This window comes from Actinomycetes bacterium (genome assembly GCA_036510875.1).
Classification (GTDB): domain Bacteria; phylum Actinomycetota; class Actinomycetes; order Prado026; family Prado026; genus DATCDE01.
On the sequence record DATCDE010000201.1, the window covers coordinates 1 to 12,667 of the forward strand.

16 protein-coding genes are annotated in these 12,667 nt (G+C 71.7%); 7 read left to right on the forward strand and 9 right to left on the reverse strand.

Features of this window, described 5'->3' with window-relative positions:
* Positions 1–188: hypothetical protein (locus VIM19_11810; GenBank protein HEY5185562.1), on the forward strand; the 188-nt coding region annotated here is incomplete at its 5' end.
* Positions 189–496: 308 nt separating this feature from the next.
* Here the strand turns inward: VIM19_11810 and VIM19_11815 are convergent.
* Positions 497–1,324, reverse strand: coding sequence for a GGDEF domain-containing protein (locus tag VIM19_11815; GenBank protein HEY5185563.1), 828 nt, complete (start codon positions 1,322–1,324; stop codon positions 497–499).
* 95 nt (positions 1,325–1,419) lie between these two features.
* Positions 1,420–1,728 carry a hypothetical protein gene (locus tag VIM19_11820; GenBank protein ID HEY5185564.1) on the reverse strand — a complete coding sequence of 103 codons (309 nt, stop codon included), beginning with the start codon at positions 1,726–1,728 and terminating at the stop codon, positions 1,420–1,422.
* Positions 1,729–1,819: 91 nt separating this feature from the next.
* Between VIM19_11820 and VIM19_11825 the strand changes: the two genes are divergently transcribed.
* On the forward strand, positions 1,820–2,728 hold the full coding sequence (locus VIM19_11825; protein HEY5185565.1) for a LysR family transcriptional regulator: 909 nt from the start codon (positions 1,820–1,822) through the stop codon (positions 2,726–2,728).
* Here the strand turns inward: VIM19_11825 and VIM19_11830 are convergent.
* Positions 2,717–4,054 (reverse strand): phosphoribosyltransferase family protein, encoded by a 1,338-nt coding sequence (locus VIM19_11830; GenBank protein HEY5185566.1) that lies wholly within the window; start codon positions 4,052–4,054, stop codon positions 2,717–2,719. The genes VIM19_11825 and VIM19_11830 overlap by 12 nt on opposite strands.
* A gap of 92 nt (positions 4,055–4,146) precedes the next feature.
* Positions 4,147–5,430 carry a radical SAM protein gene (locus tag VIM19_11835; protein ID HEY5185567.1) on the reverse strand — a complete coding sequence of 428 codons (1,284 nt, stop codon included), beginning with the start codon at positions 5,428–5,430 and terminating at the stop codon, positions 4,147–4,149.
* A gap of 293 nt (positions 5,431–5,723) precedes the next feature.
* Here VIM19_11835 and VIM19_11840 point away from each other — a divergent pair, with 293 nt between their 5' ends.
* Positions 5,724–7,337 (forward strand): DUF5979 domain-containing protein, encoded by a 1,614-nt coding sequence (locus VIM19_11840; protein ID HEY5185568.1) that lies wholly within the window; start codon positions 5,724–5,726, stop codon positions 7,335–7,337.
* Between the two features lie 97 nt (positions 7,338–7,434).
* Here VIM19_11840 and VIM19_11845 read toward each other — a convergent pair whose 3' ends face one another.
* From VIM19_11845 to VIM19_11860, 4 genes are all read right to left on the reverse strand, one after another.
* Positions 7,435–7,557, reverse strand: a complete 123-nt coding sequence (locus VIM19_11845) for a hypothetical protein (protein HEY5185569.1) — start codon at positions 7,555–7,557, stop codon at positions 7,435–7,437.
* 7 nt (positions 7,558–7,564) lie between these two features.
* Entirely contained in the window at positions 7,565–7,780 is a 216-nt protein-coding gene (locus VIM19_11850) for a hypothetical protein (GenBank protein HEY5185570.1), read from the reverse strand.
* Between the two features lie 199 nt (positions 7,781–7,979).
* On the reverse strand, positions 7,980–8,426 hold the full coding sequence (locus VIM19_11855; GenBank protein HEY5185571.1) for a hypothetical protein: 447 nt from the start codon (positions 8,424–8,426) through the stop codon (positions 7,980–7,982).
* Positions 8,427–8,628: 202 nt separating this feature from the next.
* Complete coding sequence (locus tag VIM19_11860) at positions 8,629–9,099, reverse strand: MarR family transcriptional regulator (protein HEY5185572.1); 471 nt, start codon at positions 9,097–9,099, stop codon at positions 8,629–8,631.
* A 94-nt stretch (positions 9,100–9,193) separates the two neighbouring features.
* On the opposite strand from VIM19_11860, the gene VIM19_11865 reads away from it, so the two are divergent.
* From VIM19_11865 to VIM19_11880, 4 genes are all read left to right on the forward strand, one after another.
* The gene (locus VIM19_11865; GenBank protein ID HEY5185573.1) at positions 9,194–9,760 is read left to right on the forward strand and encodes a YceI family protein; all 567 of its coding nucleotides are present in this window, start codon (positions 9,194–9,196) and stop codon (positions 9,758–9,760) included.
* Between the two features lie 28 nt (positions 9,761–9,788).
* On the forward strand, positions 9,789–10,559 hold the full coding sequence (locus VIM19_11870) for a pirin family protein (protein HEY5185574.1): 771 nt from the start codon (positions 9,789–9,791) through the stop codon (positions 10,557–10,559).
* Positions 10,560–10,593: 34 nt separating this feature from the next.
* Positions 10,594–11,193 (forward strand): nitroreductase family protein, encoded by a 600-nt coding sequence (locus tag VIM19_11875; protein ID HEY5185575.1) that lies wholly within the window; start codon positions 10,594–10,596, stop codon positions 11,191–11,193.
* A gap of 69 nt (positions 11,194–11,262) precedes the next feature.
* Positions 11,263–11,448, forward strand: coding sequence for a DUF6767 domain-containing protein (locus tag VIM19_11880; GenBank protein ID HEY5185576.1), 186 nt, complete (start codon positions 11,263–11,265; stop codon positions 11,446–11,448).
* Here the strand turns inward: VIM19_11880 and hutI are convergent.
* Complete coding sequence (gene hutI, locus VIM19_11885; GenBank protein ID HEY5185577.1) at positions 11,436–12,620, reverse strand: imidazolonepropionase; 1,185 nt, start codon at positions 12,618–12,620, stop codon at positions 11,436–11,438. The two genes, VIM19_11880 and hutI, sit on opposite strands and share 13 nt — an antisense overlap.
* Positions 12,621–12,667: the final 47 nt, after the last annotated feature.

The following is a 12,667-nucleotide window of genomic DNA, read 5'->3' on the forward strand; positions in this document are numbered from 1 at the left end:
TGCCGGTCGAACTGCCGGTCGAACTGCCGGTCGAACTGCCGGTCGAACTGCCGGTCGAACTGCCGGTCGAACTGCCGGTCGAACTGCCGGTCGAACTGCCGGTCGACGAGCCGGTCGACGAGCCGACGGTGCCGCTGGACGCCTGCTGCAACCCGGCTGGGGTGCCGCTCGGACGCCAGACGCCGTAGCCGACCACCAGCCCGGCCAGCAAGCCGCCACCGACCAAGATCGCGGCTCCCGCCAACAGCCGGGAGTGGTTGCGGCGAGGGGGGCCGGGCTGCGGTGGTTCGGCAGGAGCGGACCATGCGCCTGGCCAGCTCATGTCCGTGGGCGGCTGCGGCAGACTCGTTCCGTCGGGCTCGTACGGCTCATTCACGGCCTTCTCCTCATCGACTGAGAGCGAGGCTGGCGGCTCGGGCTCCGTCACTCATCACAGTCCCGCAGTCTGAGGAGGCCATGAGCCCAACCTGAGATGTCCCTAAAGGTTGTCAGATGCTTAGGAGTTGGCGGCCATGTCGCTCAACGAGAACCGGGACCCGCCGGCCCGCTTCGCGCTCAGCAGCGCCTGGTCGGCCCTGGCCAGCAGCATGTCCGCGTCCACGTACGGCGGGCCGCCGACAGCGGCCCCCACTGAACCATTGAGCAGGATCTCGCGACCGTTCACCTCGACCGGTCGAGACAACGCACCCAGGACCCGACGACAGACCTCCTCGGCGCCGTGCCTGCTCGACGCCGACGGGCACACGACCACGAACTCGTCCCCGCCGTAGCGCGCGACGGTGTCGCCGACTCGGACGCACTCCTGCAGCCTGGCCGCGGTCTCGACCAGCACGCCGTCACCGGCCAGGTGGCCGTAACGGTCGTTGACCGCCTTGAACGCGTCGAGATCGACGAACAGCACAGTGATGGGCGTCAGCGGCTGCCGCTGCTCGAGAGCGATCCGCAGCCGGTCCGCCAGCAGCAGCCGGTTGGGCAGGCCGGTCAGCGGGTCGGTGAGGGACATCGCCCGCAGCTCGGCGTCGCGCTGGCTGCGCTGCCGGGTGACGACCACCCCCAGCGTCGCAGTCAGGACGAGCCCGGCCAGCCGCACCCCGAACGGCCCGTGCCAGAGCGTCTCGGTGACCGCTCCAGCGATGATGCCGAGCAGCACCGCGAGGCCGCCGAGCACGGCGACCGCCGTCGGCTTCGCGAACGTGGCGGCCACCAGGACCGGGACCAGCAGGAACGTGAGGAAGACGGTCCCCGAGGTGACCACCTCGAGAACGAAGACGGCGAACAGCCCGACGAAGACGGCCAGCAGCCGCCAGTCCGGCCGGATCCCCACCGCACTGTCCCCTTCCCCGGCGAGCCTCGTGTGAGTGGCCCAAACCTAGCGCCCGACGGGGAGCGGACGGCGGATCCTGGCGCCCGCGACTGCGGTCAGCAGCAGGCCGCGGCAGTGACCCCGACCGGGATCTCGGCCCCGTCGTTATCGTCCGCTGCAGGCACCGGGGCAGAACGGCCGGACGGCGTCACGGCGGACAGCGCTGAGGCGATCCGGCCGAACGCCCGCAGCCGGGCCGCCTCCGGCTCGGCCGGGTCGACGAGCACGTCGATCAGCACCTGGGCGACCCCCAGGTCGTGGGCTGCGTGCGCCAGCTCGATCACGGCGACGGGGTGCGCGTCGATGCCCTCCGCCGCCACCCTGTGCGCCAGCTCGTCCATGTCGTGCACGCGGAACTCGATCATCGGGATCTCCTCTCGCGTGCCACTGTAGGGACGGCCATCTATAAGGAAAAGCGATCGTCTGTCATCACAACAATCATCTATGCTTATGTCCATGTCGGGCATCCACGGCCTCGAGCTGCGCCATCTGGCCGCCCTGCGCGCGGTGGCCGAGGAGGGGTCCTTCGGCCGCGCCGCGCAACGGCTCGGGTTCTCCCAGGCCGCCATCAGCCAGCAGATCGCCGGGCTAGAGCGGGCCATCGGGCAGCCGGTGTTCGACCGGCCGGGCGGGCCCCGCCGGGCCGAGATCACTCCCGCCGGCCGGCTGCTGCTGAGGCACGCCGAGTCGATCCTCGACCGGATCGACGCCGCTGCGGAGGAGCTCGACGAGCTGGCCGCCGGCATCAGCGGTCGCCTCCTGGTGGGGACCTTCCAGAGTGTCTCGGTCAAGCTGCTGCCGTCCGTGGTCGGGCAGGTCCGGGCCGAGACACCTGGGGTGGACATCCGGCTGTTCGAGACCGATGACAACGACGAGCTGGTGCGCCGGCTCGCCGCGGACGAGCTCGACCTGTCGTTCCTCATCGGGCCGGTCACCGACGAGCGGATCGAGACGGTCGAGCTGTGCCAGGACCCCTTCGTGCTGGTGCTGCCGGCCGAGACCGAGATGACCGCGGCCGCCTACCCGCTGGCTGACCTCGCCGGGCGGCCCATGGTCGGCCAGCAGGTCTCTTCCTGTCAGAACCTCATCGACGGCGGGCTGCGGGCCGCCGGGGTCAGCCCGAACTACGTGTTCCGCTCCAACGACAACGGGGCCGTGCAGGCCATGGTCCGCGCGGGCATGGGCCCGGCGATCCTGCCCCTGCTGGCCGTGGACCCCGACGACCCCGGCGTCCGGATCCGGACGCTGGACCCACCGCTCGAGCCGCGCACGATCCTCGTCGGGCAGCGCTGCGGACGTACCAGGACCCCCGCCGCCGAGCGGTTCGTCAAGCTGGCCGTCAGGTCCTGCCACTCACCGAGGTGACGTCGGCTGGGCCAGGTACCGGACGAACCAGTCCGCCGCCAGCTGGGCCACCGACTCGAGCGCGCCCGGCTCGCTGAACAGGTGCGTGGCGCCGGGCACGACCACCACCTCATTGGTGCAGCGCAGCTGGGCCTGCGCCTCCCGGTTCAGCTGCAGGACGACGTCGTCCCGGCCGCCAACGATGAGCAGGGTGGGGGCCTGGACCGAGGGCAGCCACGGGCCGGCCAGGTCCGGCCGACCCCCGCGGGAGACCACCGCGCCGACCGGACTGCCGGGCTGGGCGGCCGACGACAGGGCGGCAGCCGCCCCCGTGCTCGCCCCGAAGTAGCCGATCGTCAGCCCGGCCGTGGCCGGCTGCTCCTGCAGCCAGTGGGTGACGCCGGTGAGCCGCTGCGCGAGCAGCGAGACATCGAACACGTTGGCCCGGTCGAGCTCCTCTTGCGCGGTCAGCAGGTCGAACAGCAGCGTCCCCAGTCCGGCCTTGCGCAACGCCTCGGCCACATGCCGGTTGCGCGGGCTGTGCCGGCTGCTGCCGCTGCCGTGCGCGAACACCACGAGCCCGTGCGCATCCCTTGGCACGACGAGATGTCCGTGCAGGAGCAGGGTCCCGGCACGCGCCTGGACGTGCTCGTCGACCTCCACCGGCGGGTGGGCGGGGGCCGAGTGGGCCACTGTCGCGGATGGCCCCGGACGCCTGGCGGCCAGGTCGAGGCAGGCGGCGACCACGTCGTCGGGGGTCTGCGAGAAGTCCCGGTAGTACTGGCCGATAGCGAAGAAGTCACCGGGGGTCTCCAGCGCGACCAGCTCATCCGCCTCCCCGGCGAACGACCGCTCCCACCCCGGAGGTGCCACCGGGACGGCGAGGACGACCCGGGTGGCACCGGCTGCCCGCGCGACCTGACAGGCCGCCCTGGCGGTGGACCCGGTGGCGATCCCGTCGTCGACGACGACGACGGTCCTGCCGGCGAGGGTCACCGGAGGCCGGGCCCCGCGGAACCGGCTGGCCCTGCGGTTGACCTCTGCCCGTTCGCGGGCCTCAGTCGCTGTGAGCTCCTCGGGGCTCACGCCGGCCATCCGGACGACCTCGTCGTTGATGACCCGCACGCCACCCTCACCGACGGCGCCCATCCCGAGCTCCGGCTGGAACGGCACCCCCAGCTTCCGCACGACGATCACGTCGAGCGGGGCGCCCAGCGCCATCGCCACCTCGTAGGCGACGGGCACCCCGCCGCGCGGCAGCCCGACCACGACGACCTCAGGCCCCTTCAGATGCGTCAGCCGGTCGGCCAGCCTGCGGCCGGAGTCAGTTCGGTCGATGAACAGCATGGGCGCCGTCCTCCGTCACGCGGTGACCCGCTCCTCGTCCACTGTCGCGCCGCGGTGCTCGAGGTCGGCAGAGCCCAAGGTCCTCTGAGCCGCTACCCGACCGGTCGCTCCAGGACCCGGCTGGCCAGCGACCAGGCCCGGCCCCGCCGCCCCCGGTCCGGCGTGACCCACTCAGCGGGCGCCGGCCGGTGCGGGTCGCGCCGAAGGGTGGCGCCCTCCGCCACGTGCTCGCCCAGCATCTGGGCCCACAGCGGCTCGATCAGCTGATAGGTCACCAGCCGCTCGAGGTCGTGGTACACGTCGAAACCCCTTGCGGTGAGCCAGAAGTCGCCGTCCGACCGCCGGAGCAGTCCGACGGCGGCCAGCGGGGTGAGGAGGGCTCGCGCTCCGGCCGCCACGGCCGGTCCGTACGGCGCAGCGAGTCCGCTGGCCCGCACCCGCCCGGAGTAGGCCTGCCAGAACGCGTCGTACGCCCCACCGGCCCACGCGCCGAGGTGCAGCCAGCGGGCGATCGGCGGCCGGTGGCGGTCAACGGCCTCCGCATAGCTCCCCAGGCCGAAGTGGTTGACGTAGAAGTCCTTGCCGGCGAACGAGGAGCTGCCGGCCCCCATTCCAAGGAACCGGGGCCGGGTGATGGAGGTGTAGGTGGCGCTCCCCCGCCGGTTGAACGTCCACACCGAGCGGCGCTCGTACCCGAAGTCCTCGGCGAGCTCGCTCACCTGGGCGAGCACGGCATGCTCGAAGGCCCGGTCGTGATGGGCCGTGCCGAACGGCGTGTAGCCGAACCGCATGAGCGGGTACGTGGACACCTGGTCGACCCCGAGCTCGAAGCAGGTCCGCACGTCGGCCAGGAACGCCCCGCGGAGGGCGGCGTCGTCTTCGAGAGCGACGTCGACGATGAGGTCCACGTCGACGCACGAGAACCGGTCTCGCGCGCTCTCCACGGCGCTTCGGCTGGTGGCTGCGTCATGGGGTCGGTGCAGCCGCGCCAGCACTGCGTCGTGGAAGGACTGGGCCCCGATGCTCACGGCGGTGAACCCGGCGGCGGCCAGCTGGTCGAGGCGCTGCGGGGTCCCATGCGTGGGAAGCACCTCGATGGCCCGTTCCCCGGCCACCGGGATCCTCGCGACCAGCTCGGCGAGCCGCTCGGGATAGAGCGTGGGGGTGCCCCCACCGACGTACAGCGAGGTGAACGGGCCAGCGAACCGGGCCTGGTAGGCGGCCACGTACGCGTCGACCTCCTGCCCGAGAGCGACGAAGTACCGGTCGGCCAACGACTCCTCGGCGCGCACCTTGTTGTAGGGGCAGAACGGGCAGATCCACTCGCAGAAGGGGACGTGCACGTAGGCACCCGCTGGCGCGTCGAACGTGGCCACGACATCCTGCGCCGCACGCAGCCTCGGAGCAGGCCCACGCCGCGCCCACATCCCCCGACCGTACGCCGGCCGCCGCGGCGTCAGCGGTTGCTCCGTTCGGGGGTGGCCGAACGGCCGATGTCGTTGGTCCCTGGGAAAACGTGGGCGATTTGTCCAGGCTGGAGCTGGCGATGAGAAGTCGCCTGGGAGGCTTCGATCCGTGACCGCGGACTCGGCCACTCTTCTTCGGGAGGGTCACGGGGAGCCACTGGTGAGACCGGCCCACCGAACGAGTATTCGTGAGGTGAGCCACGATGAGGCCCTTCGGACGACGGACCGGTGGACGGCTGGCACGGGTGTCGGCGTTCGCCGTACTCGCCCTCGCCTTGGTCGTTTCCGGAGCCGGACCGGCCCTGGCGTGCGGCGGCCCTGTCACCGACACCGGCACGGTCAAGGTGACCAAGGCGCTCGCCGAGGGCAGCGCCCCTGCCGGCGACCAGACCTTCGCGATCAAGGTCAGCTGCGACAACAGCTACGACCAGACCTTCCCGCTTGCGGTCGGCGAGTCGGCCACGACCGATCCGCTGCCCGTGGCAACCGTCTGCACGGTCAGCGAGTATCTAAAGGACGGATGGCAGACTCCGACCATCACACCGTCCGAACCGGTGACCGTCGTCAAGGACGCCACCAGCTCGGTCACGGTCGCCAACTTCAAGAAGCCGCACGAGCTGAAGCAGGGGACGATCACGGTCACCAAGGCCCTGGCTGAGGGCAGCGAACAGCCGGCCCAGGGCCAGACGTTCCCCGTCACCGTCACCTGCGACAAGGTCGAGTACAGCGAGACCTTCAACCTGTCGGTGGGGCAGTCGGAGACGACCGACCCGCTGCCGATCGGCACGAAGTGCACGGTCAGCGAGGAACCGCCGCCCGGCTGGGACACCCCCGGCTTCCAGCCGTCGGCCGAGGTGACCAGCGACAAGGGCGACACGGCGGTCACGGTGGTCAACAACCTGACCAGCAAGCCACCCGAGGGGAGGACCGGGAAGATCGAGGTGACCAAGACCCTGGCTGCCGGCACGGTGGCTGATCCTGGCCAGACCTTCCCCATCACGGTGGCCTGCGAGAAGGCCGGCTACGACAAGACCTTCGAGTTCAGTCTCGCCGTGGGTGACACCAAGGAGCTCAAGAAACTGCCGGTCGGCGCCGTCTGCACCGTCAGCGAGGCGGTGCCCAGCGGGTGGAACACCCCAAGCATCCAGCCGACGTCCGAGGTGACCGTCGTCAAGGGGGCCGGCGTCGACGTCACCGTGGTGAACAGCCGCACGGTCACCCCGACGCCGCAACCGGTCTACCGGGCCGGCCTCACGCTGACCAAGGACAACGAGCCCAAGGATGTCGTCGAGGTCGGCAAGAACATCACGTACATCCTCACGGCGACGGCTAGCGGCAACGTCAGCCAGTCCAACGTCGGAGTGAGTGACGTCGTGCCAACCGGAACGACCTACGTCACCGGGTCGGCCAAGTGCGTGGCCCCGGCGACCTGCGCCGCGGGCTACGACGTGACCACCCGCACGGTGAGCTGGACGCTCGGAACGATGAACCCCGGTGACTCCGTGACGGTCACGTTCAAGGTGACCACGAACACCGGGCTCGCCCCGAACACGGTCATCACCAACGTTGGAACGGTGGCGTCGTCGCTGACGAGTGCCATCTCCAACGAGACCACGAACCGGCTCGCGGAGGTCAAGGGTGAGGTCATCGTCGGCCCGACCACGCCCACCGCAGTGTCTCCCGCCGCCGTCGCGGGTGAGACCCTGGCCGCCACCGGCGCAGGAGTCCCCGTCGGGTACCTGATCGGGACCGGCATCGGCCTGATCGCGCTCGGCGCGCTCCTGATGGCGCTGACCCGTAGGAGCCGGTCGGCCTGACCGAGTACGCACACCGGTGCCTCGCCCTCCTCGGAGGGCGGGGCACCTGCGTCAGCGGCGTGCGAGCGGCTCCAGCGGAACGCCGTCCACGAGGTCCTCAGGGGACCCGGGCCGGCCGAAGTGCCAGCCCTGGCCGAAGTCCACCAGGGACCGCCACCAGGGTGCGCAGCACCGGGTCGGCGCTGACCCCGGCCACGATGCTGCGGTCCAGCTTGATCAAGGGGTCGTCAGAACGATGTGGCGCAGCGAGGAGAAACCGGCACCGACGTCGTCGATGGCCAGCCGCATGCCGCGCTCCCGCAGGGGGACAGGACGGCCGTGAGGACGTCGTAGTCGTCGACCGGGTCGTGATCGGACACCTCCAGGACGACCCGCTCGGGCGGCGGCCCAGCCAGCAGCCGCGGGCATTCGGCGCTGCCCAGAGTGGCGGGCGACACGTTCATACAGGTAGCCGGACACCCGCGCGAGGGGCTCGGCCGCCCGCGCCAAGGCCAGCGGCCGGCCGTTCGATGACAGCGCCGGCGGCGTCGCCCCCGAGGACGCCGCCCGCGACCGTCCAACCCATGGTCACCGCGATCCGGCCGAGTGCCTCGCCAATGCCGGTCCCCACCTCAGGGGACCATCCCCGGGTGCTGCGCCCGCTCAGTGCAGGTGAAACGGCTTGGGCGGGTCGGTGAGAGTCGCCCGCGGGCACGTCGTCAAGGTCAGCCCACCGAGCTCGAGCGCCTCGTCACACAGCCCCGCCACCGTCCAGCCGTCGGCTTCCCCGCGTGGGGTCACGGTCACTCGGTACACGGTGACCTCGAACCTGGTCGGGGCTCCGTAGACCACCTGGATGGTGCCCAACAGCTCGGCAGCCCCCGGCTCGTCCCCGCCGTCCCAGGGGCGGTCGTAGCGCTGCCAACGCTGGGGCTCGGCGCGCCACAGCCCCCCCATGCTCACGTCCCGGTCGGCCAGCCCCGCCAGGATCGCCCGGGTCTCGCGTTCCGGGATGATCGCCGCCGGCCTGATCACCTCGGTGATGGACCCCTCGCCGTACGCGGCAGCCGCCAGGTCCTCCAGCGCCCGCGCGTACTCGAGCTCTTCCACAGTGACGCTCCCCTGGACAGCCGTGACCCACGAGCGGTCAGGCTCTCCCCCGGCCCGGCCCGCCACTCTTCGTTCGGGACATCGCCGGTTGGCCGGCCAGGATGGATACGCCGAAAGGGTCGAGTCCCCGGCTCAGGCCAGCGGACGCCGGTCGTGGGGGGCCAGCGGCCCGCTCGACCGGGCGGCGCGTCGACCGAGCGAGTCAGACGGTCACCGGCTCCGCCTCGGCGGCCAGCCGGGCCAGAATCCGGCCGGAGAGCAGCTCGACCAGCTCGACCTGCTCCGGGGTGAGCCCGCCGAAGAACAGCCGCTGCACGGCATCGACGTGACCCGGCGCCGCGGCCTCGTTGGCCCGCCGCCCGGCCGCCGTCACCAGCACGTAGGAGCCCCGGCGGTCCTCCCGGCAGGCCCGGCGGTTCACCAGGCCCCGCTGCTGCATCCGCGCCAGGTGGTGGGACAGCCGGCTCTGCTCCCACTGCAGCGCCTCGGCCAGCTCGAACACCCGCAGCTGGCCCTCGGGGCGGTCGGTGAGCGCGACCAGCACCTCGTAGTCGGCCAGGGACAGGCCGGAGTCGGTCTGGAGCTGGCGGTTGAGCCGCGCGGACAGCTGCGCCTGCACCGCCTGGTAACCACGCCAGGCGCGCTGCTCACTGTCGGTCAGCCAACGGGTCATACGCCGATGCTAGTCGGGAATGAATGATGTGACATGTAAGTTAGGCCAGATGACACGTCATCTACCGACGGATGACCCGGCCGCAGGAGACCTCATGACCACGACGAAGACCACGACCAGCCTGACCGAGCTCACCGGGCGGTACACGCTCGACCCCACGCACACGAGGATCGGCTTCCTGGCCCGCCACGCGGTGGTGACCAAGGTTCGCGGCTCGTTCAACGAGTTCGAGGCTGACGTGGTTCTGGACGGCGACGACCCGAGTCGATCCTCCGCCTCCGTCACCATCGCCGTGAGCAGCATCGACACCCGCAACGATCAGCGCGACGCACACCTGCGCAGCAACGACTTCCTCGACCTGGAGAACCATCCGCAGATCACGTTCGTGTCCACGTCCGCGCGGCAGGTGGACGACACGACGTTCGAGCTGACCGGAGACCTGACCATCAAGGGCGTCACCCGGACGGTGCCGGTCGCATTCGAGTACGAGGGCGCCGCCAAGGACCCCTTCGGCAATCTGCGGGTCGGGTTCGAGGGATCCGCGACCGTCAGCCGCAAGGACTTCGGCATCACCTGGAACGCGGCGCTCGAGACCGGCGGCGTCCTGGTCAGCGACAAGATCGTGCTGGAGTTCGAGGTCTCTGCCATCAAGAACGCCTGACCGGCTTCCACCTGAGAGGACGCCACCGATGAGCACCCAGCGGCTGAGCCCGCGCACCGACGTCCGCCGTACCGGTGAGCGCGCCGCCACCCGGATCGGCTGGCTCGACTCCAAGCACTCGTTCTCGTTCGGGCACCACTACGACCGGAACAACACCCACCACGGGCTGCTGCTGGTCAACAACGACGACCTGGTCCAGCCCGGCACCGGGTTCGAGACGCACCCGCACCGGGACATGGAGATCGTCACCTGGGTGCTGCAGGGCTCCCTCGTCCACCAGGACTCCACCGGTCACTCGGGGGTCATCTACCCGGGGCTGGCCCAGCGGATGAGCGCCGGGTCCGGGATCCTGCACTCCGAGAAGAACGACTCGTGGCGGCTGCGCGGCGGTGACACCCACAAGGACCCGGTCCACTTCGTGCAGATGTGGGTGGTGCCGGACCGTGAGCGGCTCACGCCCGGCTACCAGCAGCTGGAGATCGAAGCCGAGCTGCTGGCCGGCGGCCTGCTGCCGGTGGCCTCCGGGATGGGCAAGCACGCCGACGCCGCTGCGATCCGGATCAACAACCGCCATGCAGCGCTGCACGCCGCCCGGCTGCAGCCCGGACAGTCCGTGCGGCTGCCCGACGCCCCGTTCCTGCACCTGTTCGTGCCCCGCGGCAGCGTGGAGCTCGAAGGAACCGGCGTCCTGTCGCCGGGCGACGCGGTGCGCTTCACCGCGACGGGCGGGCAGCGGGTCACCGCCGTCCAGCCCGCCGAGATCCTGGTGTGGGAGATGCACGCCACGATCAGCGCCTGACCCGACCGATCACCAGCCCAGGGAAGAGACGACTGTGACCACCCGCAAGTCCGCCACCACCCGAGTCCCCGTCCACCCGCTGCTCGCCGAACGGTGGAGCCCGCGCGGCTTCGACGCCGAGCACGAGGTCGGACGAGACCAGCTCACCGCGCTGCTGGAAGCGGCCCGCTGGGCGCCCTCGGCCAACAACAGCCAGCCGTGGCGGTTCGTGGTGACCCGTCGCGGCACGGCCGAGTTCGACCAGCTGGTCGACCTGCTCGCACCCGGGAACCGGGTCTGGGCGGCGAGCGCCGGCGCGCTGGTCCTGGTCGCCGCGCAGACGGTCGACGACACCGGGCGGCCGCTGCGGTTCGCGCTGTACGACACCGGGCAGGCGGTGGCCCACCTGGTCACCCAGGCCCAGGCCGAGGGACTGGCCACCCACCAGATGGGCGGCTTCGACGCTGCCGGGGTGACCGATCGGCTGGGGCTGGGAGCCGAGCTGACCCCGGTCGTCGTCGTGGCCGTGGGCCGTCTCGACGACGCAGCCGACCTGGCCGAGCCGCTGGCGACCCGGGAGCGGGCGCCGCGCAGCCGTCGTCCCCTCGGCGACCTGGTGCTGCCTCCGGACACGGCGGTCCGGAAGATCGCCTGACGGGGAATGCCCGAGCCGTCCCGGGATGCTGACTCACAAGGGATCGCGACCGAAGGAGGCGGCAGGGACATGACGGGGACCGCCGGACGTGGCGTGCCCACCCCGCAGTGCCCGCTGCGGCCAGGGGACCCCTGCACGTTGTGCCAGGTCGACGTCTCCGGCCCGCACGACTGCCCGCTGGTGTACCTCGCGATGTCCGACCCGGACCTGCGCGAGCAGCTGCGCCCGGACCGTCGGACGGCTCAGGACGACTGAGGCCCATCCAGCTGCAGCGGGTGCGCCAGCGGCACCCCCGGGCGATAGGCCAGGTGGCTGTGCGAAGGCGCGTCCAGGACGACGAGGTGAGCCCGCGCGCCCACCGCGAGGTGACCGATGTCGAAGCGGCGCAGCGCTCGAGCGCCGCCGGCCGTGGCCGCCCATACCGCCTCCTCCGTGGTCATCCGCATCTCCCGCACCGCGAGCGCGACGCACAGGGCCATGGACGACGTGTAGGAGCTGCCCGGGTTGCAGTCGGTGGCCAACGCCACGGTGACCCCCGCGCCGAGCAGCCGTCGGGCGTCCGGGTACGGCGAGCGGGTGGAGAACTCCGCCCCCGGCAGCAGCGTGGCCACGGTCGTTCCGCCGGCCAGGGCCTCGACGTCCGAATCGGACAGGTGCGTGCAGTGGTCCGCGCTGGCCGCGCCCAGCTCGACGGCCAGCTGGACTCCAGGGCCCTCGCCGAGCTGGTTGGCGTGCACCCGCAGCTCCAGCCCGGCCGCGCGGCCCGCCTCGAGGACGGCGCGGGCAGCGGGGCCGTCGAACGCGTGGGGCGAGCTCGGCTCGCAGAAGACGTCCACCCAGCGGGCGTACGGCGCGCACGCCGCCAGCATCGGTCCGGTCACCAGCTCGACGTACTCGTCGCTGCGGCCGGCGTACTCGGCGGGGACGACGTGCGCGCCCAGGAAGGTGGTCTCCTCGGTGACCTCACGGGCTAGCCGCAGCGCGCGCACCTCGTCCTCGACGGTCAAGCCGTAGCCGCTCTTGACCTCCACGGTCGTGGTGCCCTGGGCCCTCATCTCGGCCGCCAACACACGCAGCCGGGTCCGCAGCTCGTCGTCGCTGGCCTGCCGGGTCGCGGCCACGGTGGAGGCAATGCCGCCCCCGTCGTAGCGGCGCCCGGCCATCCGGGCCGCGAACTCCGCGGACCGGTCCCCCGCAAACACCAGGTGCGTGTGCGAGTCCACGAAACCGGGGAGCACAGTCCGGCCGCCCAGGTCGATCCGCTCGTCGGCGTCCGGAGCCCGGCCGGCCGCGCCGACCCAGGCCACCCGGCCAGCCGTGACCACGAGCGCGGCATCGGCCAGCAGGCCGAGCGGCCCGGGGCCCCACGAGGCGTCGTTGGTGACCAGCTCCCCGATGCCGGTGACCAGAGCGCTCGGGCCGGTCACGGGTTGGCCCGCGGCAGCGCGAGCGCGGCACCGGCAAGGACGTCGCG